This window comes from Bacillus sp. CIS52, from assembly GCF_053545315.1.
Map to the genome: position 1 here is coordinate 417,409 of NZ_JBIUFR010000001.1, position 24,472 is coordinate 441,880.

Annotated in this window: 24 protein-coding genes, 1 riboswitch and 1 other annotated feature; all 24 genes read right to left on the reverse strand. The window is 48.6% G+C overall.

Translation table 11 applies throughout. The features are described 5' to 3' along the window. Positions 1-84: 84 nt before the first annotated feature. Entirely contained in the window at positions 85-717 is a 633-nt protein-coding gene (pyrE, locus tag ACH32G_RS01525; RefSeq protein ID WP_045926097.1) for an orotate phosphoribosyltransferase, read from the reverse strand. After that, positions 714-1,433, reverse strand: a complete 720-nt coding sequence (pyrF, locus tag ACH32G_RS01530; RefSeq protein ID WP_188154034.1) for an orotidine-5'-phosphate decarboxylase — start codon at positions 1,431-1,433, stop codon at positions 714-716. Before pyrF ends, pyrE begins: the two co-directional genes overlap by 4 nt. Beyond that, entirely contained in the window at positions 1,402-2,337 is a 936-nt protein-coding gene (locus tag ACH32G_RS01535) for a dihydroorotate dehydrogenase (protein WP_188154033.1), read from the reverse strand. Before ACH32G_RS01535 ends, pyrF begins: the two co-directional genes overlap by 32 nt. Next, positions 2,337-3,107 carry a dihydroorotate dehydrogenase electron transfer subunit gene (locus ACH32G_RS01540; protein ID WP_188154032.1) on the reverse strand — a complete coding sequence of 257 codons (771 nt, stop codon included), beginning with the start codon at positions 3,105-3,107 and terminating at the stop codon, positions 2,337-2,339. Before ACH32G_RS01540 ends, ACH32G_RS01535 begins: the two co-directional genes overlap by 1 nt. After that, positions 3,104-6,319, reverse strand: a complete 3,216-nt coding sequence (gene carB, locus ACH32G_RS01545; RefSeq protein ID WP_448813918.1) for a carbamoyl-phosphate synthase (glutamine-hydrolyzing) large subunit — start codon at positions 6,317-6,319, stop codon at positions 3,104-3,106. The genes ACH32G_RS01540 and carB overlap by 4 nt, the downstream gene beginning before the upstream one ends. Then, on the reverse strand, positions 6,304-7,398 hold the full coding sequence (locus ACH32G_RS01550) for a carbamoyl phosphate synthase small subunit (RefSeq protein WP_016936184.1): 1,095 nt from the start codon (positions 7,396-7,398) through the stop codon (positions 6,304-6,306). The genes carB and ACH32G_RS01550 overlap by 16 nt, the downstream gene beginning before the upstream one ends. Continuing rightward, positions 7,395-8,681 carry a dihydroorotase gene (locus ACH32G_RS01555; RefSeq protein ID WP_366969406.1) on the reverse strand — a complete coding sequence of 429 codons (1,287 nt, stop codon included), beginning with the start codon at positions 8,679-8,681 and terminating at the stop codon, positions 7,395-7,397. Before ACH32G_RS01555 ends, ACH32G_RS01550 begins: the two co-directional genes overlap by 4 nt. Next, a complete protein-coding gene (locus ACH32G_RS01560) occupies positions 8,665-9,579 on the reverse strand; it encodes an aspartate carbamoyltransferase catalytic subunit (RefSeq protein ID WP_045926091.1) in 915 nt (304 codons plus the stop codon). Before ACH32G_RS01560 ends, ACH32G_RS01555 begins: the two co-directional genes overlap by 17 nt. A gap of 141 nt (positions 9,580-9,720) precedes the next feature. Next, positions 9,721-11,031, reverse strand: coding sequence for a uracil permease PyrP (gene pyrP, locus ACH32G_RS01565; RefSeq protein ID WP_448813919.1), 1,311 nt, complete (start codon positions 11,029-11,031; stop codon positions 9,721-9,723). A gap of 153 nt (positions 11,032-11,184) precedes the next feature. Next, complete coding sequence (gene pyrR / locus ACH32G_RS01570; protein ID WP_003154392.1) at positions 11,185-11,730, reverse strand: bifunctional pyrimidine operon transcriptional regulator/uracil phosphoribosyltransferase; 546 nt, start codon at positions 11,728-11,730, stop codon at positions 11,185-11,187. Positions 11,731-11,919: 189 nt separating this feature from the next. Next, a complete protein-coding gene (locus ACH32G_RS01575) occupies positions 11,920-12,834 on the reverse strand; it encodes an RluA family pseudouridine synthase (protein ID WP_064778880.1) in 915 nt (304 codons plus the stop codon). Between the two features lies 1 nt (position 12,835). After that, positions 12,836-13,297 carry a signal peptidase II gene (gene lspA / locus ACH32G_RS01580; RefSeq protein ID WP_016936189.1) on the reverse strand — a complete coding sequence of 154 codons (462 nt, stop codon included), beginning with the start codon at positions 13,295-13,297 and terminating at the stop codon, positions 12,836-12,838. A gap of 101 nt (positions 13,298-13,398) precedes the next feature. Continuing rightward, on the reverse strand, positions 13,399-13,770 hold the full coding sequence (locus tag ACH32G_RS01585) for a TraR/DksA family transcriptional regulator (RefSeq protein ID WP_045926089.1): 372 nt from the start codon (positions 13,768-13,770) through the stop codon (positions 13,399-13,401). A gap of 150 nt (positions 13,771-13,920) precedes the next feature. After that, entirely contained in the window at positions 13,921-16,686 is a 2,766-nt protein-coding gene (gene ileS, locus ACH32G_RS01590; RefSeq protein WP_016936191.1) for an isoleucine--tRNA ligase, read from the reverse strand. Between the two features lie 51 nt (positions 16,687-16,737). Next, positions 16,738-16,964: a binding site (T-box leader), on the reverse strand. Positions 16,965-17,025: 61 nt separating this feature from the next. Then, positions 17,026-17,520 carry a septum site-determining protein DivIVA gene (divIVA, locus tag ACH32G_RS01595; RefSeq protein WP_003154406.1) on the reverse strand — a complete coding sequence of 165 codons (495 nt, stop codon included), beginning with the start codon at positions 17,518-17,520 and terminating at the stop codon, positions 17,026-17,028. A gap of 94 nt (positions 17,521-17,614) precedes the next feature. Continuing rightward, complete coding sequence (locus ACH32G_RS01600) at positions 17,615-18,385, reverse strand: YlmH family RNA-binding protein (protein WP_016936192.1); 771 nt, start codon at positions 18,383-18,385, stop codon at positions 17,615-17,617. Positions 18,386-18,446: 61 nt separating this feature from the next. Continuing rightward, entirely contained in the window at positions 18,447-18,725 is a 279-nt protein-coding gene (locus tag ACH32G_RS01605) for a YggT family protein (RefSeq protein WP_016936193.1), read from the reverse strand. Positions 18,726-18,731: 6 nt separating this feature from the next. Further along, the gene (gene sepF, locus ACH32G_RS01610) at positions 18,732-19,190 is read right to left on the reverse strand and encodes a cell division protein SepF (protein ID WP_045926086.1); all 459 of its coding nucleotides are present in this window, start codon (positions 19,188-19,190) and stop codon (positions 18,732-18,734) included. Next, on the reverse strand, positions 19,187-19,879 hold the full coding sequence (locus ACH32G_RS01615) for a YggS family pyridoxal phosphate-dependent enzyme (protein WP_049628433.1): 693 nt from the start codon (positions 19,877-19,879) through the stop codon (positions 19,187-19,189). The genes sepF and ACH32G_RS01615 overlap by 4 nt, the downstream gene beginning before the upstream one ends. Before the next feature lie 6 nt (positions 19,880-19,885). After that, a complete protein-coding gene (pgeF, locus tag ACH32G_RS01620) occupies positions 19,886-20,722 on the reverse strand; it encodes a peptidoglycan editing factor PgeF (protein WP_448813920.1) in 837 nt (278 codons plus the stop codon). Between the two features lie 152 nt (positions 20,723-20,874). After that, on the reverse strand, positions 20,875-21,126 hold the full coding sequence (locus ACH32G_RS01625; RefSeq protein ID WP_003154415.1) for a YlmC/YmxH family sporulation protein: 252 nt from the start codon (positions 21,124-21,126) through the stop codon (positions 20,875-20,877). Positions 21,127-21,186: 60 nt separating this feature from the next. Continuing rightward, positions 21,187-22,467, reverse strand: a complete 1,281-nt coding sequence (locus ACH32G_RS01630) for an acetylornithine deacetylase (RefSeq protein WP_448813921.1) — start codon at positions 22,465-22,467, stop codon at positions 21,187-21,189. 73 nt (positions 22,468-22,540) lie between these two features. After that, positions 22,541-22,649, reverse strand: a riboswitch (TPP riboswitch). Positions 22,650-22,653: 4 nt separating this feature from the next. Then, complete coding sequence (locus tag ACH32G_RS01635) at positions 22,654-23,451, reverse strand: ABC transporter ATP-binding protein (RefSeq protein ID WP_095240747.1); 798 nt, start codon at positions 23,449-23,451, stop codon at positions 22,654-22,656. Between the two features lie 127 nt (positions 23,452-23,578). After that, on the reverse strand, positions 23,579-24,361 hold the full coding sequence (gene sigG / locus ACH32G_RS01640; protein ID WP_013352181.1) for an RNA polymerase sporulation sigma factor SigG: 783 nt from the start codon (positions 24,359-24,361) through the stop codon (positions 23,579-23,581). Positions 24,362-24,472 lie beyond the last annotated feature (111 nt).

Sequence of the window (24,472 nt, forward strand, 5' to 3'; positions counted from 1 at the left end):
ATTTTAGCACAATTCTAACAGAAGTCAACCCGAGTTTTTTGATAGGAATAATAAAACAGGCCCTGAGGCCTGTTTTTATTGTCATTATTTTTTAAACCAATCTTTTGACTCGGGATTCTGTTTCCATGATCTCAGTTTCTCAATGTCATCTGAATGTATCGTTCCGTTTTCAAGCGCTACTTCAATCAGCGTGTCATAATCTGTTAACGAGTAGTACGGCAGACCCGCTTTTTTAAAGGCTTCTCTTGCTTTCGGCAGTCCGTATGTAAAAATTGAAAGGACGCCGAGAACTTCCGCGCCCTCTCTTTGAAGGGCCGCCGCAGCTTCAAGCACGCTGCCACCGGTAGAAATCAAGTCTTCAATCACGACTGTTTTTTGTCCTTTTTTAACGGCGCCTTCAATTTGATTTCCTTTGCCGTGCGCTTTCGGTTTGCTTCTGACGTAGCACATCGGAGCGCCTGTACGGTCTGCGAGAAGCGCAGCATGCGGAATGCCTGCCGTTGCAGTGCCCGCGATCATCTCCGCCTCGGGGAAATGCTCTTTCAGCAGTCTGCCGAGCCCGTCCGCCACATCATTTCTCACTTTTGGATACGACAATGTCAGACGGTTGTCACAATAGATCGGCGATAAAATGCCGCTCGCCCACGTAAACGGCTCATTCGGGCGTAAAAAGACAGCTTCAATGTGTAATAGATGTTTTGCGATAGCCTGTTTCATCGGCGAACGCCCTCCCATTCCAGTTTAATGGCTTCATATGCTTTAACGGGGTTTTCCGCTTTTGTAATTGAACGGCCCACGACAATGGCAGACGAACCGTTTTCTTTCGCAAATGACGGAGTCGCCGTCCGGACTTGATCATCAGCGGCGTCATTGGCCGTGCGGATGCCCGGCGTGACTGTCAGAAATGACGGCCGGACCGCTTCATAAATGGCTTTTGTTTCATGAACCGAACATACCACGCCGTCCAGCCCGCACTCTTCAGCCATTTTGCCGTAATGCACAACCGTTTCTGACAGCGGCTTTTGCAGCAGAAGCTCTTCCTTCGCCATCTGCTCTGAAGTGCTCGTCAGCTGGGTGACTGCGATTAATGACGGGCGTTTTTTGCCTGCCGGGGTGCCTTCTTCAAGCCCCTCAAGAGCTGCGCGCATCATGCGTCCGCCCCCTGCGGCATGTACATTGACGAGATCAACGCCGAGGCCCGCAAGCCGCTTCATCGCTTTATTGACTGTAGTCGGAATATCATGAAGCTTCAAATCTAAAAATATATCACAGTTCCGTTCTTTTAATTGATGAATGATGGCGGGTCCTTCCTGATAAAAAAGTTCCATCCCCGTTTTGACAAACAGCTTTTCCTTTTCAAACAAATCTAGAAACGCTAAAGTTTCTTCTCCTGATGCAAAATCAAGCGCGATGATGGGCAGGTTGTTTTGCATGTTTCCAGCTCCTTCCGATGCATTCACTTACAGATTGATAACCGTATTGGCGCAGCACATGAGGGAGCTGTTCAATGATTTCCGGGCAGACGAACGGATTGACGAAGTTGGCCGTCCCGACGGCAACCGCACTCGCTCCGGCGAGAAGAAATTCTAATGCATCTTCTGAGGTCTGGACGCCGCCCATCCCGATAATCGGAATTTCAACGGCCTGGCTGACTTCGTATACCATCCGGATGGCGACCGGTTTGATTGCCGGGCCTGACAGTCCGCCCGTTTTATTTGCTAAAATCGGCCGTCCCGTCTTAAGATCGAGCCTCATTCCGACAAGTGTATTAATCATCGTCAGCCCGTCAGCACCGGCCGCTTCAATCGCTTTCGCAATTTCGGTTATGTTTGCGACATTAGGAGAAAGCTTCACATACACAGGCACTGAGGAAACTTCTTTCACCGCTTTTGTCAGATCGGCCGCCATGACGGGATCAGTTCCAAAAGCAATACCGCCCGTTTTGACATTCGGACACGAGATGTTCAGCTCAAGCGCATGCACATTCGGCGCTTGGCTGATGCGTTCGGCCACTTCTTTATAGTCTTCCACCTGAGAACCCGCGACGTTTGCGATAATCGGCGTGTCAAACTGTTCGAGCCAAGGCAGCTCATGATTGAGCACATGCTCCAGACCGGGATTTTGCAGTCCGATGGCATTCAGCATTCCCGCGCTTGTCTCCGCCACTCTCGGTGTCGGATTTCCGAAGCGCGCTTCGTTCGTGGTGGCTTTAATCATGATGCCTCCGAGGCATGATAAATCGTAAAATCCGGCATATTCCTTCCCGAAACCGAAACATCCGGAAGCGGGGATGATCGGGTTTTTCAATTGGAGACCCGGCAGATTCACCTCTAACATTACAGCGCCACCTCCTCAGCTTTAAATACCGGCCCGTCAAGGCAGACTTTTACATACGACGTATCGCTTTCGCCCGTACGGCACACGCAGGCGAAGCAAGCCCCTATTCCGCAGCCCATCCGCTCTTCCATCGAAAGGTAAACCTCTTTATGGCCGTACTGCTGCTTCAGCGCTTTCAGCATCGGTGTCGGCCCGCAGCTGAGCAGGACATCGAATTCGAGCTGCTTTTCGCGGATGACATCGGTGACAAATCCTTTTTCTCCATATGTTCCGTCAGCAGTCGCCACGTAGGTATCTCCGTACGCGAGACATTCCTGTTCGTAAAACACATCCTTTGCTGATTGAAACCCAAGCACATGAATAACGTTTACACCTTTTTCCGTCAGTCGCTTTGACAGTTCCTGCAAAGGCGGAACCCCGACTCCGCCTCCGACTAACAGCGCGGTTTTGCCGGGTTCTATCCGCCGGACGGGGAATCCGTTGCCGAGAGGGCCGAGAACGTCTATCCTGCCGCCCTCTTTTTTCTCAGACAAAAGACGCGTCCCCTCACCGTCAGCTCTGTAGATAACGGATACTTCATCCGCGGCGAAATTGACGTCCGCAATGCTGAGCGGCCTTCTTAATAGCGGCGTGACCGCGTCACTTACCTTCAGATGAAGAAATTGTCCCGGCTCGGTAAAGTGCCGGACAACCTCTCCTTTCAGCACCATCTTATAAATCCGGTCGGCAATTTCTGAGTTGGATTGAACAGTCAAGTGCGCTTTCTTCATACCGTAACGGCCGCCTTTTGATTGGTTTCAGATGCAGGCATATGATCCGCCCGGAATGTCATGCTTTCCAACACCCGCAAAATGGCTTCGGCCGTATCTAAAGATGTCAGGCAGGCGACTCCGTTCTCAACGGATTCACGGCGGATTCTGAAGCCGTCTCTGGCCGGCTGTTTTCCTTTTGTCAGCGTATTGATGACAAATTGCGCTTCTCCGTTTCTGATGACGTCGATGAGATTCTTCCCTTCTTCGCCGATTTTCCCGACAACCTGAGCCGGAATCTGAGCGTCTTTCAAATAAGCGGCCGTTCCTTCCGTCGCCATGATGTTATAGCCGATAGCATGGAACCGCTTCGCGATCAGAAGTCCTTCTTCTTTATCTTTATCAGCAACAGTCAACAGCACCGAGCCGTAATTCGGAATTTGAATGCCAGAGGCAATCAGTGCTTTATAGAGCGCTTTTTCAAGAGTTGAATCTTTGCCCATGACCTCTCCCGTCGACTTCATTTCAGGCCCTAATGTAATATCCACTCTTCTCAGCTTCGCGAATGAGAAGACAGGCGCTTTCACGTACACCCCCTGCTGTTCAGGCTGCAGTCCCTCTTGATAGCCGAAATCAGCAAGCTTTTGGCCGAGAATGACCTTTGTCGCCAGATTCGCCATCGGAATCTTTGTGATTTTGCTTAAGAACGGCACGGTTCTGCTTGACCGCGGATTTACTTCAAGCACATACACTTCACCTTGTGACAGGACGAATTGGATGTTCAGCAAACCGACGATGTTGAGGCCTTTTGCCAAGGCTACAGTGTATTGTTCGATTTTTTTCTTAATGTCTCCGCTTAAAGACTGAGGCGGATAGACGGCGATTGAATCCCCTGAATGGACGCCGGCCCGCTCGATATGCTCCATAATTCCCGGGATGACGACTGTTTCGCCGTCAGATACGGCGTCGACTTCGATTTCTTTCCCCGTCAGATAACGGTCGATTAACACCGGATGCTGCGGGTTGATTTTGACCGCATTTTTCATATAGTGAAGCAGCTCTTCTTCGTGATAGACGATCTCCATCGCCCGGCCGCCGAGCACATATGAAGGGCGGACAAGTACCGGATAGCCGATGGATGCGGCAATTTTGACCGCTTCATTCACCGACACAGCTGTTTTTCCGAGCGGCTGCGGCACGTTCAGCGCCTCAAGCGCCTGCTCGAACTTATCCCGATCTTCCGCACGGTCTAAATCCTCAAGTGATGTGCCGAGGATCTTGACGCCGCGAGCGCTCAATTCTTCCGCAAGATTGATCGCCGTCTGGCCGCCGAATTGGACGACGACGCCTTCCGGCTGTTCCAAATCAATGATATGCATGACATCTTCAACCGTCAGCGGTTCAAAATACAGCTTGTCTGAAATGCTGAAATCAGTTGACACTGTCTCAGGGTTGTTGTTGATAATAATCGCTTCATAGCCTGCCTGCTTGATCGCCCAGACAGAGTGAACAGTCGCATAGTCAAATTCGACGCCCTGTCCTATGCGGATCGGGCCGGAGCCGAGGACGACGACGCTTTTTCTTGATGTCACTTCAGATTCATTTTCTTCCTCATATGTGCTGTAGAAGTACGGGGTTTCTGATTCGAATTCCGCCGCGCACGTATCCACCATTTTATATACAGGCTTGATGGCTGCTTCTTTTCTCATTTGGTACAGCTCTTGTTCCGGCATATTCCATTCCCGGCTGATGTATTTGTCGGAGAAACCGAGTTCCTTCGCTGTCTGCAGGATGGTGAGGCTGCCTTTTTCCGCTTTCAGCTCGGTTTCAAAAGCGACCAGCTTACAGAGCTTGTGCAAAAAGAAGACGTCAATTGCGGAAAACTCATGAAGCTGCTCGACTGTGTAGCCTCTTCTGAACGCTTCGGCAAGGTAAAACAGCCGTTCATCTCCGGCCTTTCTGATCCGTTTTTCCAAAAGTCCGTCAGAAATTTCTTCCGCATCCTTCAGTTCCAGGTGATAGACATCAGCTTCCAATGAGCGGACCGCCTTTAACAGCGATTCTTCAAGGGTGCGTCCGATAGCCATGACCTCTCCGGTGGCTTTCATCTGCGTTCCGAGTCTGCGGTTTGCCGACTCAAATTTATCAAACGGCCAGCGCGGGATTTTTGACACGACATAGTCAAGCGCAGGCTCAAAAGCCGCATATGTTTTTCCCGTTACGGGGTTCATCATTTCATCAAGAGAAAGCCCGACTGCGATTTTCGCCGCAAGCTTTGCGATTGGGTAACCTGTCGCTTTTGAAGCGAGGGCGGATGAGCGGCTCACCCGCGGATTCACTTCGATAATGTAATATTGGAAGCTGTCGGGATCGAGCGCGAGCTGAACATTACAGCCGCCTTCTATGCCGAGCGCGCGGATCAGCTTTAATGAAACATTGCGCAAAAGCTGGTATTCCCGGTCGCTCAGCGTCTGGCTCGGAGCAACGACGATGCTGTCGCCCGTATGGATGCCGACCGGGTCGATATTTTCCATATTGCAGACGACGATCGCGTGATCTCTGCTGTCTCTCATGACTTCATATTCGATCTCTTTGTAGCCGGCGATGCTTTTTTCCAATAGGCATTGATGGACGGGGCTTAGTTTTAATCCGTTTTCGACGATCTCTTTCAGCTCCGCTTCATTCGAGCAGATGCCTCCTCCCGTTCCGCCTAATGTGTAAGCGGGGCGCACGATAACCGGAAACCCGATCCGGCCGACAAATTCCTCAGCTTCCTGCAAAGTGCGGATAATCTCGCTTTCCGGCACCGGTTCATTCAGCTCATTCATCAGTGTACGGAATAAGTCGCGATCTTCCGCCTGCTGGATGGCGGACAGTTTTGTGCCGAGCACTTCCACTCCGCATTCCTCGAGAACCCCGAGTTCAGACAGCTCGACGGCAAGATTCAGTCCGGTCTGCCCTCCGAGGGTCGGCAGGATGGCATCCGGCCGCTCTTTTCTGATGATACGCGTGAGAAATTCCGTCGTCAGCGGTTCGATGTATACCCGGTCGGCCATTTCCGTATCCGTCATAATCGTTGCCGGATTTGAGTTGACGAGAATGACTTCATAGCCTTCTTCCTTTAAAGCGAGACACGCCTGTGTGCCCGCATAATCAAATTCCGCCGCCTGTCCGATAATAATCGGGCCTGATCCGATCACTAAAATCTTTTTAATATCTACGCGTTTTGGCATACCGCTTCCCCTTCTTTCTCAGTTGTTTCGATCAAGTCAATGAATCTGTCAAATAAATGATTGGCATCTTCCGGCCCCGGTGAAGCTTCGGGGTGGTACTGAACCGTAAATGCCGGCAATGTTTTATGCTTGAGGCCTTCGATCGTTTGGTCATTGATCGCAATGTGCGTCACTTCAAGCTCCGTCTCATCTATAGAAGAAACTGTATATCCGTGGTTTTGAGCGGTTAAAGCGACTTTCCCTGTCGCAAGCTCTTTAACCGGATGGTTGGAGCCCCTGTGTCCGAATTTCATTTTTTCCGTATCCGCTCCTGATGCCAGCGCAAATAATTGATGGCCGAGACAGATTCCGAATAACGGCACCTTCCCGAGTATGCCTTTTATCATCTCAATCGCTTCCGGCACATCTTTCGGATCTCCGGGTCCGTTAGATAGCATGATGCCGTCCGGCTTCAGCTGGAGCACTTCTTCCGCCGTTACATTGTACGGCACAACGATGACATCACATTTTCGTTTGTTTAATTCTCTTAAAATGCCGTGCTTCATGCCGAAATCAACGAGTACGATGCGTTTGCCGCGGCCCGGACTCGGATAAGCCGTTTTCGCCGATACTTGAGCGACTTGATTTCTCGGCAGTTCCGTTTCTTTCAGACGTGCCAGAACCGCTTCGACATCCTCCTCGCAAGATGCAAATGTTCCTTTTAATGCACCGGCCGTGCGGATCATTCTTGTGAGCTTTCGCGTGTCAATCCCTTGTAAGCCGGGGATATTTTTCATTTTTAAATACTCGTCAAGCGTGTAAGCAGATCTCCAGTTGGAAGGCAGCTCGCACAGTTCTTTTACGATCAGCCCTTTTACAAAAGGAGTGATGGATTCAAAGTCATCTCTGTTAATCCCGTAGTTGCCGATCAGAGGATACGTCAGTGTCACGATCTGCCCGCAGTAGGAAGGGTCTGATAAAATTTCCTGATAACCGGTCATTCCCGTGTTGAATACGACTTCACCCGCGGTATGCTCCAGGCTCCCGAATGCTTCACCCTCAAATACCGCTCCATTTTCCAGCACTAGTCTTCTTTTCATTTGACGAGTCTCCCTTCTTCATATGCAAGCTTACCGGCAGCCATCGTTGCAACAGGCCAGCCGAAGCACTTCATCTTGTTGAATGGCGTATTTTTTCCTTTAGATAAAAATGTATCTTTGTCAATGGCCGCTTCTTTTTCCAGATCAATCAGGGTGATGTCAGCCGGTGCGCCTGGTGCAAGCGTTCCGTACGGAAGACCGAACGCTTCGCAAGGTTTTGTTGTCATGAAATCAACCAGCTGCTTCAGCGTCCACGTCCCGTTTTTCACAAAATGTGTGTACAGAAGCGGAAAGGCTGTTTCTAAACCGACGATACCGAAAGGCGCAAGCTTCATGTCCGTATTTTTCTCTTCTTCTGTATGCGGCGCATGGTCAGTGGCGATGAAATCAATCGTGCCGTCTAAAAGCCCTTCGATCAGCGCCGCTCTGTCCTCTTTGCTGCGAAGCGGCGGATTCATTTTAAAATTGGTATCAAGTCCCGGGATATCTTCGTCACAAAGCAGCAGGTGGTGCGGCGACACTTCGGCTGTCACGCGGATTCCCGCTTTTTTTGCGTCTCTTACGGTTCTGACGGATTCTTTCGTGCTGATATGACACACATGGTAATGGCAGCCCGCCGCTTCCGCCAGAAGCACGTCACGGGCGATATGTACCGCTTCACAAATGGAAGGTATACCGTTCAGGCCGTTCGCTTTTGAAAAAGAGCCTTCATGCACGCTTCCGCCGTAAATAAGTGAGTTATCCTCACAATGAGCGACAATCGCTTTATTTATTGAAGCCGCCCGTTTCATGGCTTCATACATCATTCCGGCCGTCTGAACGCCGACGCCGTCATCGGTAAAGGCGAATGCGCCCGCTTCATGAAGCGCCTTAAAATCTGTCATTTCTTGGCCGGTTTGTCTGACCGTAATGGATGCGTAAGGAAGAACTCTGACAGATGAGGTTTCTTTGATCCGGTTTTGCAGCCATTCCATCTGCTCTTTCGTATCCGGCACGGGTCTTGTATTCGGCATGGCGGCGACTGTGGTAAAACCGCCGCGCGCCGCAGCTTTAGAGCCAGTTTCAATGGTTTCTTTTTTCTCGCCGCCCGGTTCTCTGAAGTGCACATGAAGGTCCACGAGTCCCGGTGAGACGAACAGTCCGTCAGCGTCAATCACCGTTTCTCCGTCTTGCGCGGTCAGAATGCCGGTTTCCGCAATGATTTCTCCTGTTACCCGGATATCCTGTTTCACTTTTTCTCCCTGTTCATTTAGCATCCAGCCGTTTTTAATGAGATAAGACATAAGCCGCTTCTCCCCTTTTCGCATTGGTTTGCAGTGCTCTTTTTAAGACTGCCATTCTGATATACACACCATTTTCCATTTGTTTAAAGATTCTTGATTTTTCGCATTCTACTAATGTTGTGTCAATTTCGACTCCTCTGTTTACCGGTGCGGGGTGCATGATAATGGCATGCCGCTTCATGCTTTCCGCCCGCTTTGCGGTCAGCCCGTATGCTTCCAGGTAGCCTTTTTGGTCGGCTTCTGTCTGGTGCCTTTCATTTTGGATGCGGAGCAGCATGACGACATCTGAAGCTTGTATGGCTTCATCCGTCTGTACACAGGTGCCGAAGGCGTTTTTCTCATCCTGCCATTGCGGCGGCCCTGAAAACAGCACGCGTGCGCCGAGCCTTGTCAGCACCTCGGCATTTGACCTTGCCACCCTGCTGTGTTTGATATCGCCATGAATGGAAACCGTCAGACCCTGAAAGGTCTCAAATTCCTCTTGAATCGTCATTAAATCGAGCAATGACTGAGTCGGATGCTGGCCGCAGCCGTCGCCTGCGTTTAAGATCGGAATATTGACTCTGTCTATCAGATCTTTGTAATATTCATCCGTGCTGTGCCTGATGACGCAGGCGTCCGCTCCGATTGATTCCAGTGTTCTGACCGTGTCGTATAAGGACTCGCCTTTTTGAACGCTTGTGCTCGTGCCGTCTAAGCTGAGCACGTTCATTCCGAGTTTCTTTTCCGCCACTTCAAAGCTGAACCGCGTTCTCGTGCTCGGTTCAAAAAACAGATTCGCAACGAATTTTCCCGCGAGATCAGGGCGGACTGTACCCTCTTTTATCGCTTTTGCCTCACGCAGCAGTTCTGTAATTTCAGCCGCGCTCAGTTCAGACATCGCCGTTAAATGATTCATGTTTTTTCTCCTCCGTTTCCGCTTGAAGGCCGTAAAAAACACCCCGGTCTATAGACTCGGGGTGCGGTTAAAGAGAGAAGCGGCGTACAGCTTCTTCCCGTTATAACCCTTCCAAGCCTCTCTGGACTTTCTTTAAAAGGTTTACATATGATTTTGTTTTTCCGTTACGTCCGTGTCTTCGTCATTTGCGTGCGGCAGGACAAGGTTCAGAATGACTCCGACGATTGCCGCAAGCGCCATGCCGGATATTTGAAACCCGCCTTTTGATACTTGAATGAACGCACCGCCGACGCCGATCACGAGGATGACGGATGTGATAATTAAATTTCGCTTGTTTTCATAATCAATGTTGTTGTCAATCAGCATTCTCAAGCCGCTGGAGGCGATGATTCCGAAGAGCAGGAAGGAAACGCCTCCCATAACCGCTGAGGGAACAGAGCTGATCAGCGCTGAAACTTTGCCGATAAATCCGAAGCACAGCGCAATCACGCCGGCGCCGCCGATGACAAAGACGCTGAACACTCTCGTAATTGCCAGTACTCCGATGTTCTCGCCGTATGTAGTCGTCGGCGGGCCGCCGATTAACGAAGCGATGATCGTCGCAACACTGTCCCCCATTATGGAGCGGTGCAGTCCCGGCTTTTTAATGAAATCCTGCCCGACAACTTTACTCAGCACCATTTGATGGCCGATATGTTCTGACATCGTCACGAAAGCGACCGGCACCATCGCAGCCGCAATGCCCAACGTCACTGACGGCGTATAATCTTTGAAAGGGATGATAAATTCAGGGACGGCGAACCATTTTGCATCAATGACCGGCTGGAAATTGACGATGCCCTGCGTCAGCGCAAACAGATAGCCGCCTATAATGCCGATCAATACCGGAATCAGACTTAAAAATCCCCGTAAAAAGATGGCGCAGATAATGGTGATGGCCAAAGTGACGCCGGCTACACTGAAATGTTTCAGGCTGTAGACGAGTTCCTTCGCATTCGGATCGGCATACATTGCCATATTGACGGCTGTACTCGCCAATCCGAGGCCGATGACGATGATGACCGGCCCGACGACCACCGGGGGAAGCAGCTTCATCAGCCACCCCGTTCCAAGCTGCCTGATGAGCAGCGCGATCAGGCCGTACACAATTCCCGCCAGGAAGGCGCCGACCATGGCAGCCCCCGGCCCTCCCGCCGCTTTCACCAAGATAATCGGTGATATAAAAGCGAATGATGAGCCGAGATAAGCGGGAATCCGGCCTTTTGTCACCAAGAGATAGGCGAGTGTCCCGATTCCGCTCGTGACAAGCGCCACTGCCGGGCTCATTCCGACCAGTTTCGGCACGAGTATGGTTGAGCCGAACATGGCGAATAAATGCTGCAGGCTGAATGACAGCCAGGACAATGGATTGGGGACGTCCCTGACTCCCAGGTTTACTTTTTTCTTACTCATGGCGTTTTCCTCCCGGTTGACTTTCAAATGGTATAAAAAAACCTCTTTGCTTTTACGCAAAGAGGCATACAAAACCCGGCCGCGTCGATCCGCCCGGCTTTGTGTTTTAAAATCCTCTTTGCAGACTCTCTGGAATGCATTTAAAAAGGGTGACTATTCATTTTCGTATATGGCGACCATATCAGTCTGATCAACTTCACTCAGCTGAACCATCACTTTTTCAGCTTTTGAAGTCGGGATATTTTTCCCGATATAGTCCGCTCTGATCGGCAGCTCCCGGTGCCCTCTGTCGACAAGCACGGCAAGCTGTATCGATGACGGCCGTCCGACATCAACGAGTGCATCCATCGCCGCTCTCACCGTCCGGCCGGTATAAAGCACATCATCGACCACAATAACCTTTTGGTCTGTGATATCAGCCGGAATGTCCGCGCCTTTTACAAGCGGTTCCTCATTGCTCGTTTTTTTTGTGAGATCGTCACGGTAAAGGGTAATATCAATTTCTCCGACGGTGACCGGATTTCCTTCAATCTGTTCGATCCGTTCCGCCAGCCGCTTTGCTAAATAAATGCCTCTTGTTTTAATCCCTACAAGAATGCAGTCATTCATTCCTTTATTCCGTTCGATCATTTCATGGGCTATCCTTGTGAGCGCCCTTCTGATGGCCTGTTCGTCGAGAATAACAGCTTTTTGATTCACTCGTGACACCTCTCCATTCGTATATAAGAAGAAAAAACCCCTCCTGCCAGAGCGATAGAGGGGTTCCTTTCCAGGACGAAGACACACACGTATCTCTTCTGTCCTTTCCGTTATCCTTCTCAGCCTCTCTGGACTGTGTTAAAGAATCTATTCAGCTTGTTTTTATTATTTCAGAAAAGAAAGTCGCTGTCAATGGCTATTTCTCAAATGTTCAATGAGTTTTTTCATATCTTCAGGAAGGGGCGCTTCAAACTCCATGTATTCGCCCGTCCGCGGATGATCAAAACCTAATATTCCGGCATGAAGCGCCTGGCCGTTGAAATCAATGGTTTTTCTCGGTCCGTACTTCGGATCGCCTGCCAAAGGAAACCCGATATATTTCATATGAACGCGGATCTGATGCGTTCTTCCGGTTTCAAGACGGCACTCTACGAGCGTGAAGTTTTGAAAACGCTCAAGCACGTGGAAATGCGTGACGGCGTTTTTGCTGCCTTCTCTTGTTACGGTCATGCTTTGACGGTCTTTCTTATCTCTTCCGATCGGAGCGTCAATCGTTCCGTCATCATGTGAAATCAACCCGTGGACAACCGCTGTGTACTTTCTCGTCACGGTTTTATTGACGAGCTGATTAACGAGTGATTCATGCGCCATATCGTTTTTGGCGACCATTAACAGGCCGGAGGTATCTTTATCAATACGATGGACGATTCCAGGGCGCATGACGCCGTTAATGCCTGAAAGATCATTGCAGTGAGCCATCAGTCCGTTTACGAGCGTCCCTGTCACATGGCCGGGCGCCGGATGTACGACCATGCCCCGCGGTTTGTTCACAACCAAGACGTCCTGATCCTCATAGTAAATATCCAGATCCATCGGCTCTGCAAGCACGTCCAGTTCTTCCGGTTCAGGAATGGTGACGGTTACCTGATCGCCGGGCTGCATTTTGTAGTTGGCTTTGACGGATTTGCCGTTAACGGTTACCAGTCCCTCTTTCACCCATTGCTGCACCTGAGTGCGTGACCAGTTTTCTCCTGCTGCGGCCAAAAATTTATCAATCCGTTCGCTTTTTTGTTCAGGCTGAACGGTTATCTCAAATTGATTCATGTTATTGCTCCTTCTTTTTCCCGCTGTCAAACAGCATATGAATAAATAAAAGTATGACGCCGACGCACAGTGAGGAGTCCGCGATATTAAAAATCGGATAGTGATAATTCACGATGATGACGTGAATAAAATCGACTACTTCCTGGCGTGCCGCCCGGTCGATAAAGTTTCCGGCTGCACCTCCCAGCATTAAGCCGAGAGAAATTCCGAGTAACATCTGCCCTTTTGCATAACGCTGTATGTAATAAACGATTCCGATAATCACGGCGATGGTAATGACGTAGAAAAACCACATTTGGCCGGCTAAAATTCCCCATGCCGCTCCCGTGTTGCGATGAGAGGTGATATAAAGCACCTGATCGATGACAGGTATGCTTTGTCCCAATTCCATATGGCTGACGACAAGCCATTTGGTTAATTGATCGGCAATAATAATAAAAAGAGCGATAAGATAATAAAGCACACACGTTCCTCCAGTATACAGTTACTTTTATCCTTTATGAATTTTATCAGTAAAAGATGCCGGAGTAAAGGCAGATCATAAGGGCATGAAGACAGACGCTGTCACTCATACAGCGCCTGATCATATGCATAGTCTCCGGGTACCCAGTATGGAAGGGTTTTCTTTTCAAATTGAGCGGGATAATAAAAATCATCAGCGGTTCTGGCCGTCGGCAATACCGCGAGCTTGTCAATCGGAATGGGGGCGCCTGTTTTTTCACAATAACCGTACGTATTGTTTTCAAACTTAGACAGGGCAAGAAGAACATCCTGAAGTTCTTCTTTTATATGATAGATCAGAGTTGCTTCTTGGTCGTTCATTGAAGGTTCAACAGATGCTGACATTTGAAAGCAAGAATATTCGAATAATCTTGATTGAAGTTCTTCTTTCATCATGAGAAGCTCCGTGTGGATTGCGGTCAGTTGATCATTCATTCATCACAACTCCTGCTCTTGATTTATAGCTTTATTGTTGCCCCCAGAGCGCCATTTGAAGCCCATAAGATTTTTCCTATCGTTCTAATCGATGACATTAGTGGCATGTAAAAAAAACGCCCGGCTGTCAGCCGGGCGCTTTCTCATTCATTAATTTTGATAATATTTTTCAACGATTTCCGCATTGCGCAGTGATAATGTCGGATACTTCGGATTGGCGCCGACATCTTTAGAAATCACGCGGGACCGCTCACACATCTGACCTTCCGCTTTTTCTACGGTCATTTTTCCTGTTGTGAAGCTTTGCGCGTTTTCCGGCGCTTCGCTTTCGTCTTTTACTGTCAGTTCCGAGACGATAAACAGCTGTGCGATGTTTTCTTTAATGGATGACAAGAGGTCGCGGTTTTCTTTGTTCGGATACAAAGTCAGGCTCGCTTCCAATGATCTTCCGATAATTTTTTCGTTACGGGCCATTTCCAAAGCTTTCAGCACGTCATTGCGAAGCTCCATGAAGCGGTCGAATTTTTCTTCTGTCGCTTGACTGTCCGGAACAGAGATGGTTTCCGGCATATCTGTCAGCTGCACGCTCGCTTCTTCAACAAATGATAAGTGAGACCACATTTCATCCGCCGTATGAGGGAGAATCGGCGCAGTCAGCTTCACTAACGCCAGCAGCGTTTCATAAAAGACGGTCTGCATGCTGCGGCGGTCCGGATGATCCGCATGCTCGATGTACACGACATCTTTTGCGAAATCAAGATAGAAAGAGCTGAGCTCGATCGTACAGAAATTATGAATGCTGTGATAAACAACCGCAAATTCGTATTCATCGTACGCTTTTTTCACTTTATCGATCAGCTTATTCAGCTTGATCAGCATATATTGATCCACTTCACGAAGATCTTTTACATCAACGGCATTGACGCTTGGATCGAAATCGAACAGGTTGCCATGAAGGAAGCGGAACGTGTTGCGGACTTTCCGGTATACTTCCGCGACCTGCTTCAGAATATCTTCAGAAACCGGGTGATCGGCCTGATAGTTTACGGAAGAAACCCATAAACGCAGAATTTCAGCTCCAAGCTGTTTTGCGATTTTTGTCGGCTCAATCGTATTGCCGAGTGATTTACTCATTTTACGGCCGTTTGCATCAAGTGTAAATCCATGGCTTAATACGCCTTTATACGGCGCTTTGCCGGTGACTGCAACGGCGGTAGAAAGAGATGAGTTAAACCAGCCGCGGTATTGGTCAGAGCCTTCAAGGTATAAATCAGCCGGGCGGACGAGATCATCACGTTCTTCAAGAACGGCCTGATGAGAAGAACCTGAATCAAACCATACATCCATAATGTCTTGCTCTTTCGTGAAGATTCCGTTCGGACTTCCCGGATGTGTAAATCCTTCCGGCAGAAGGTCTTTTGCCTCTCTTTCAAACCAGACGTTTGAGCCGTGCTGTTTGAACAGCTCAGAAACGTGTTCAATCGTTTCGTCGGTGATGATCGGCTCACCGTTTTCAGCATAAAATACCGGGATCGGAACGCCCCAGACGCGCTGTCTTGAAATACACCAGTCGCCGCGGTCGCGCACCATGTTGTAAAGGCGCTGTTCGCCCCACTCCGGCACCCACTTCGTTTGTTTGATGGCATCAAGCAGCTCCGGTCTGAAATCTTTAATTGACGCAAACCATTGCGCGGTCGCTCTGAAAATAGTCGGTTTTTTTGTTCTCCAGTCATGCGGATAAGAGTGTGTAATAAACTCGAGCTTTAAGAGCGCGCCGTTTTCTTCAAGCTTCTCCGTGATCGGTTTATTGGCTTTATCGTAAAACATTCCTTCAAAGCCCGGCGCTTCGTCGGTCATGTTGCCTTTTTCATCGACAGGGCAAAGTACTTCTAAGCCGTACTTTTGGCCGACGATAAAGTCATCTTCCCCGTGGCCCGGAGCAGTATGAACACAGCCTGTTCCGGCATCGGTTGTAACATGGTCACCGAGCATGACGAGTGAATCTCTGCCGTACAGCGGATGTTCTGCAGTGATGTATTCTAACTCTCTGCCTTTATACGATGCGACAACTTCAGGATTTTCAAAGCCGCATGCCTCCGCTACGCTTTCGATTAATTCAGCCGCTACTACATAACGCTTGTCTCCAACCTTGATGACATTGTATTCAAGATCAGGATGAACGGAAATTCCGAGGTTGGCAGGCATTGTCCACGGTGTCGTCGTCCAGATAATAAAGCTTTCTCCGTTCTCGAGAACGCCTTTACCGTCTTTCACCTTAAATGCAACATAAATGGATGCCGAACGTTTGTCCTGATATTCAATTTCCGCTTCTGCTAAGGCAGATTCACTTGAAGGCGACCAGTTGACAGGCTTCAGGCCTTTATAAATATAGCCTCTTTTCGCCATCTCGCCGAAAACGCGGATCTGCTGCGCTTCAAATTCAGGCTGGAGCGTAACATAAGGGTTTTCCCAATCGCCTCTGACGCCGAGACGCTTGAATTGTTCGCGCTGTCTTTCGATCTGCTGCCATGCATATTCTTCGCAAAGCTTGCGGAAATCGGCTACGGACATTTCTTTCCGGTTCACTTTTTTGTTTTTTGTCAGTGCCGTTTCAATCGGCAGACCGTGCGTGTCCCACCCCGGCACATACGGGGCGTTGTAGCCGCTCATTGATTTATAGCGGACGATAAAATCTTTCAGGATTTTATTCAGGGCATGACCCATGTGGATGTCTCCGTTTGCATAAGGAGGTCCGTCATGCAGTACGAATTTCGGGCGGTCTTTCGTCCGTTCTTGAACAAGACGGTAAATATCCTGCTCCTCCCATTCTTTCTGCATGTCCGGCTCACGGTTCGGCAGATTTCCGCGCATCGGAAAATCTGTTTTCGGCATTAACAGCGTATCTTTGTAATCCATTTTCATTCCTCCACAACATTTTTCAGAAAATAAAAAAAGCCCTCTCATCCCATAAGGGACGAGAAAGCTTATCTCGCGGTACCACCCTTTTAGAAAAAACGATCATCCGTCTTTTCCTCTCGAACATCGTAACGTGATGGAACGTCCTTTCCTACTCTCGGTTCAGAAAGGAAACTAAAGGGCTGATCTGCATGATTCCGGCCATCCCGGGCTTTCACCTTCCCCGGTTCGCTTTATGGCCTGCGTTGAGTCATGCCGGTCCCTTTCATCGTCTTTTCATCTGAATTTATGAACGTATTATATTCGAACGGGCCGGAGAATGTCAAGAAAATCTGAAAATTATTCTTTTTCCTCAAATACCGCGTCGACTTCGTATTCTAACAGATGATCCCAATCATCGTTTTTCAGCAGGTCGAGCTGCGCCTCAATCAGCATTTGGAAACGCGTTCTGAACACTTTAGACTGTTTTTTCAGCTCTTCAATTTCCATTGCGATTTTTCTTGATTTGGAAAGCGACTCATTGATGATTCGATCAGCATTTTTTTCTGCTTCACGGACGATCAGCTTCGCCTCTTTCTGCGAATTGCGCTTTACGTCTTCTGCCGCTTCTTGAGCTACGAGAATTGACTTATTCAGCGTTTCTTCAATATTGGCAAAGTGGCCGATTTTTTCATCCAGCTCGTTCACTTTCGCCTCAAGCTCCGTTTTTTTACGGAGTGCGATTTCGTAATCTTTTCTGACCTGCATTAAAAATTCATTTACTTCATCTTCATCATATCCGCGAAAACCTTTTGTAAACGTTTTGTTATGGATATCATTCGGCGTTAATGGCATATTGCCACCTCCATTTTACATTTCAGTACGGTTATCTAGTTCACATTATAAAACAAATACGGCCATAGATGGAGAAAAAATCTGAAAAAACGACTCATTTTTGCCGTTCGAATGTGACTTTCCATTTGTCTTTTTTCGTTTTTCCGTCTACTTTTGTCAAACTGCATCGTCCGAAGCCCCGAATCGAAAGCATGTCCCCTTCAGCAACCTGATAGGACGGATCCTCAACGGCTTTCCAATTCACCTTAACGAGCCCGTTTTTCACAAGGGTCTGCGCTTTCTGCCGGGATTGCCTGCTCATCGAAGCGCAGACAGCGTCGAGGCGCAATGAAGAAACCGTGTCATCCCTTATTTCGACATCTGAAGCGGGAATGTGAAGAGCTGAAAGCTCGATTTTCTCAAGCTTTACCGGCGCTTTGCCCGCTTTGGTCAGCTGAGTGCCGACAAAATCGGCGATTTCACCGGAAACGATAAGCTGCACGGCCTCCTCTGAGAAAATCAGATCGCCGTATTTCTGCCGCTTTAAGCCGATCCCCATTAATGATCCGAGAAGAGAGCGGTGATCGATGTTGACGAATTTTTCAGCGTATTGAACATCAAAGGCCTGAAGCTCAAAATCATCTTGTTCAGGTTCCATATATTCAGGATATAAAATCGCGCGTTTGCGCTCAGCTCTGTCATATCCCCCGAAAAAGGCAAGACCGCACGCATCGCCGATGACGGCTTTTACAATCACCTGTTCCCGCGGATCTAAGAAATCGGTCAGCTTCATCCGATATTGGTCCAGGACAATCTCTTTCCATTCAAGCGCCTGGTCGATAAAAGGGCGCTCATCGTGTCTGAAGTGCTGGTAAATATCGCTCATGTTCTTTCCTTTCTATGTAAAGAGGCTTGGCTGGTGCCAAGCCCGTATCAAACTGTCGCATTCAAGTATACATTGCGATCATGCGGTATAGGCCCCAAAGTCCCGTCGTGGCAAACCGAAGCACGATAATCGCTACAATCGGGGATATATCCAGCATGGCAATGGGCGGAATGATCCTTCTGAACGGCTCTAAATACGGTTCGCAAATCGATGCGAGAAACCGTCCGACCGCCGTTTCTCTCGTACTCGGCACCCATGACATAAAAATGTAGATAATCAGGGCAAACGAGTAGATGTAAATTAAATAACTCAGAACGGAAAAAATTTGATAAAGAATCATCCTGCTTTACCACCTCTGATGTTCGTCTTCATTTATAAGCTCCGAAATCGTGCCGGAAACATCGACATTATCAGGCGTGCACAGAAAAATATCCGAACCGATTCTTTGAATGTCGCCGCCGATGGCATAGACGGTTCCGCTTAAAAAGTCGACGATTCTTTTCGCCTGATCATGCTGGATGCGCTGAAGATTGACGACAACCGCCCGCCTGTTCTTTAAATGATCGGCGATTTCCTGCGCTTCCGCATATACACGCGGTTCACTCAACACCACTTTAGAGGATTTCTGAACACTTTGCAAGCTTACTACGTTCTGTTTGCCCGCCGGCTTCTGAGCGTAGGCATTCTGTTTATCTTTCTGCTGTTCATGCTCTTCCGGACGATCCTGCTCCGTTTCAATGTATTCGTATTCGTACTCCTCCTCATCCATCGAGAAAAAGTTTTTCAGTTTATTTTTCATGCTCATTTGTTTACACCCCCCGTTTCATTTCCGACTAATGAAGAGCCGATTCTGATAAAAGTAGCGCCCTCTTCAACAGCGATTTCATAATCATTTGACATGCCCATTGACAGTTCCCGGCACGGTGCGTTTGTCTGGTTCAGCTCCTGCACCTGGTCCCTCAGATCACGCAATTGCCGGAAACAGGCTCTGATCGTTTCTGTATCGTCTGTCAGGGGAGCCATCGTCATCAGGCCCTCTACAGAAATGTTTCTAAACTCAGAAAGCTCTCTGATAAAGGGGATGACCTCCTCTGTTTTCAAACCGTGCTTAGACGGCTCAAGCGAAGTATTCACCTGCACAAAACAGCGAACCGCATGCTGCGCCCGTTTTTCAATTTCTTTAGCCAATGACAGTCTGTCTAAGGAATGTATATAAGATACACGGTCAACGACGGTCTTCACCTTTCTGGACTGAAGACTGCCGATAAAGTGCCACACGGGGCTGCCTTTGATGACATCCTGCTTACGGATAAGCTCGGCATCCCGGTTTTCTCCCAGACTTGTAATACCGGCATCCACGGCCTCTTGAGCCCTTTCGGCTGATACGTATTTTGTAACCGCGATGACGGTTACATCTTCGGGGCTTCGGCCCGATCTGTTACATGCTTCGTTTATTCTTTCGTTTATATGTCGTAATTGATCAGCAACACGCAAGATAACTTATGCCTCCTTCATTCCGATAAAGGACATCATGCGTCCCGTTTTTCCTTTGTCGCGGCGATGTGAAAAGAATAGTTCACGCTCTTGTTCGGTGCATAAACCGCTGACTGAAATGTTTTCTTCCGGAATGCCGCAATGTATCAGAAGAAGGCGGTTGACCTCTTTTAAATCAAGCTGATACCGGCCTTTTTCCGTTTCGCGTATGGCGGATTCTGCGGAAAACGGCAGCGCCCGGACTTCATTGATGACGCGGTCGTCGACGGTATAGCTGTCCGCGCTGATGGACGGACCGATGACGGCCTGAATATCTGTTAAGCGTGAGCCTTCTTCGTTTACCCAGCGATCCGTCATGATGCGCCCGATTTGTCTGACCGTCCCCTTCCATCCGGCATGGGCAGCGCCGATCATAGATTTCACCGGGTCATAAAAATACAAAGGCACACAGTCTGCAAAACACAGGGCCAAAAAAAGATCCGTATCTTTCGTATAGAGCCCGTCCGTCCCGCGGAATGCGGAGGAATAGTCTCTCGCCCCTTTTCCTTTATCTCCCGCTGTCACGCGTCGGACGCGGTTTTCATGTGTCTGATCGGCGAATACCCAGGAATCCAGATCAGTACCGCATAAGGACGCTATGATTTCACGGTTTTTCACAACATCATGAGCTTCGTCCCGGACGTGCAATCCGGTATTTAATGACTCATACGGAGGATTGCTGACACCGCCGTTTTTCGTTGTGAATCCGGCGATGACCTTTGTGTTATGCTGATTCACACGGTTCCAGTCTTCTATCATGAGTGCCGAGGGGGTGGTAAAACTAAACGGGTGATATGTATTCATGAAGATCCAACCTTTCGACAAACATTAAAAAGCGAATTTCCCACTCATTTTAACACAATTTTAAGCATACGTTTAGCGGCTGATTGAAAAATGAGATAAATAAATGTGCCGGAAACATTGAGATTTCCGGCTTTTTACAAGTAAAGGGAGGATTATGCTCCCCCCTTTGGTTCGTTTACACGCACTAAGATGACATCTTCCCCAATTTTAACTATATTTCGCCAAGGAATGATCATTTCCTCTTCTTTTCCGAAAAAACCGAGAACTTTTCCGCTGCCGCCTAAAATAATCGCCTGAATTTTTCCCGTTGTCACGTTAATATCAATATCACCGATGCTTCCGAGTTTTTTTCCGTTCGACACGTTGACTACATCTTTTATTTGAAATTCAGATATGCTGATCATTTGTATCACGCCCTTTGCCCGTTCTTTTCCCTATTATATGAGCGGCCGGGCTGAACCTTGTCACATCGGGCAATCTTTTTTGCGGCTGCACCAGGTGTGGATAAATCTCAGCATGATTTTCGTATAGTCCATCAGCTCATCGACGGACACTTCTTCGTTTACGGAATGGGCGTTTTTTAAATCGCCGGGTCCGTATATGACGCTCGGAATCCCGGCATGATAAAGCCATCCTCCGTCTGTTACGGTTTGGGAAACATCAATGACGGGCTCCTGTTGTTTGACGGCTGAGTGCGATTCCGCCAGAACAGAAACGGCCGGATGGTCCGGGTCGATTTCCAGCGCCGGGAACACCTCTCCTCTGTCTTCAATCATGGAAGATCCGCCCCATTTGAACACCGGCCTGTTTTCCCTGAGCCACAGATCACCGTCAGAGACACGATTGATATAGTCTTCGATTTCTGCAGCAGCTTGTTCGTGCGTTTCGTTCGGGTAAAAGTGGACGGTAATCCATAATCGGCATTCATCGGCGACAAACGCTGCGTGCCTTCCCCCTTCAATAACGGCGGGGTTGATCGTATTGGTGCCTGGCGCAAAGCCGGGATAGCTTTTCGTTACCGCCCAGTGGCGTTCCAGCTCTCCCAAGGCAGTGATAATTTTCGCCATTTTTTCGATTGCGCTCGCTCCGAATGTGCCTCCGCCCGCATGAATCATATTGCGCCTCATGCCGTCATGAAATGTTTGTTTGCTTTTCAATTCTATCCAGCCGGTGATGACTCCGCCCTGCCCTTGAATATGCAGGCTGCTCGTATCCGCGACAACCGCAAAATCCGCGTGATAGCCGCGTTTGCAGCATTCCAGCGTTCCCGCCTCGCCGACTTCTTCTCCGATCACAGATTGTACAATGAGGTCGCCCGCAAGCTCAATGCCTGCATCATGTATCAGCTTCAGAGAAAATAGAACACACGCCAATCCGCCTTTCATATCAGCGGCGCCTCTTCCGATCAGCATGCCGGCTTTAACGAGCGGCTGAAACGGGTCAGAGTCCCAGTCTTCATCCCTGACTTCGGCTACGTCAATGTGTCCGTTTAAAATCAGGCTTTGATGCCCGCTTGAATCTGTCCCTTTAAAAACACCGACTACGTTCGGGTCTTCCGGGTACACATCCCACATATCAACCGAGCAGCCCATTTCTTTTAAAAATCCGGCCACCCACTTCTGAGCTTCTGCTGTATTTCTTGCAGGCGGAGCCGGTGTCGGAAAGGCAATCAACCTTTCAGCAATATGTATTAAATCGTCCCGCCGTTTATCCGCCTGCTGCAGCAGCATGTCAAGCTGGTTCATTGAACATCTCTCCTTTTGCTGTATTAAAAAAACCCGTTTCATCAAATGAAACGGGTAAAAACGGATTTTCCTCCGCTTTTTTTCACCGCTTCCCTCCGCCGGCATGATCCGGATCAGGTCCGTTAAGGGTTGAGACCAACGTCTCTCTCAGCTGCATGTAAGCAACACCCCCAGGGTGAATTGATTTTATTTGACGGATGATGCCGCTTTTGCACGCGTTAAAAATGGACGGCCGTTGTTCCATAAGACATTGACAGGCATATCGAAAAACGCTGTAAGCCGCTCGTCAGAAAGCATGTCCTTGATTTTCCCGGCAGCGAACACCTCGCCTTGTTTTAAAAGCAGCGCCTGATCAAATACCGGCAGAATTTCTTCAGCATGATGAGTGACATAAAGGATGGACGGCGCATTTTCTTTTTCAGCGATCGACGTTATCGTGTCCAGCAGCTGCTCTCTTGCCATAAAATCGAGACCCGTCACGGGCTCATCCAAAATCAGCAGTTCCGGATCAGCCATAAGCGCCCGCGCAATCAGCGCTCTTTGCCTTTCCCCCTGAGATAACGTTTCATACCGTCTGTCCGCGTAGCTGATGGCGCCTAAATCCTTCAGCAGACCGATCGCTTTTTCCCTCACTTGTTCACTCGGTGTTTCATAAAGCCCGATTGAAGCGTACGCGCCGCTGAGGGCGATTTCAAAAGCAGAATCCGCGGCATATAATTTGTGCTGCAGACCCGCTGAAACAAGACCGATTTTTTTTCTGAGCCTGTCACCGAGCTCTGTTTTGCCGAATTGATGGCCGAGCACCTGCATCTCTCCTGAAGTGGGAAAGTAATAAGAACATAACATATTCAGCAAGGCTGTTTTTCCGGCTCCGTTCAGTCCGAACAGCACCCAATTTTCGTTTTTCTCAACGCGCCAGTTGATATCTTTCAAAATCCATTGGCCGTTTCTTTTTAATGACACATTGTTCAGCTGTAAAATCATTGCAGTTCCCCCGTTTATTTGTTTCAATTTTCTTAAAACTTTTACACATTAGAATACATCACTTTTTCGCAAACGTAAACCGGCGCACGAAAAAAGCCTTTAAAACAATGTTTAAAGGCTTTCTCCGTTATTGATGGATATTCTTATTCATTTGTTTAATGGCTGCCTTTTCAAGCCTTGAGACCTGAGCTTGGGATATGCCGATTTCTTCTGCGACTTCCATTTGGGTTTTCCCCTGGAAAAAGCGCTTTCGCAAAATCATTTTTTCCCGTTCGTTCAGTCTTCTCATGCCTTCTTTCAGAGCGAGCTCCTCAATCCATTGTGTATCCTTATTGCGCTCATCGCTGATCTGGTCCATCACGTAAATCGGATCGCCGCCGTCATTATAAATCGGCTCAAACAGTGATACCGGATCTTGGATGGCGTCAAGGGCAAACACAATTTCTTCATGGGGCACTTCAAGAACTTTGGCGATTTCCTCTGCTGTCGGCTCCCTGCTTGTCTCACTGATTAACCGCTCCCTTACTTGAAGCGCTTTATATGCGATATCGCGAAGCGACCTCGAGACGCGGATCGGATTGTTATCCCGCAAATATCTGCGGATTTCTCCGATAATCATCGGTACAGCGTATGTTGAAAACTTAACATTATGGCTTAGGTCAAAATTATCAATGGATTTCATTAGTCCGATGCAGCCGACCTGAAATAAGTCATCAACATACTCTCCTCTGTTGTTAAACCTCTGAATGACGCTTAAGACAAGGCGCAGATTGCCGTTTACAAGCTTTTCCCTCGCTGAATCATCGCCCTCATCCTGCAATTGCTTAAACAGCTTTCTCATCTCTTCATTCTTGAGCACCGGTAATTTGGAGGTATCCACCCCGCAAATTTCGACTTTATTTCTTGACACGTTTTTCCCTCCCACTAGGAGCTGCTGTACAACGTTAAGTATCTCCTCGGGTGGGAAAAATATGCACCGCTATTTTACAGAAATAAACATCCAGTGCCGGCAATCCTTGCA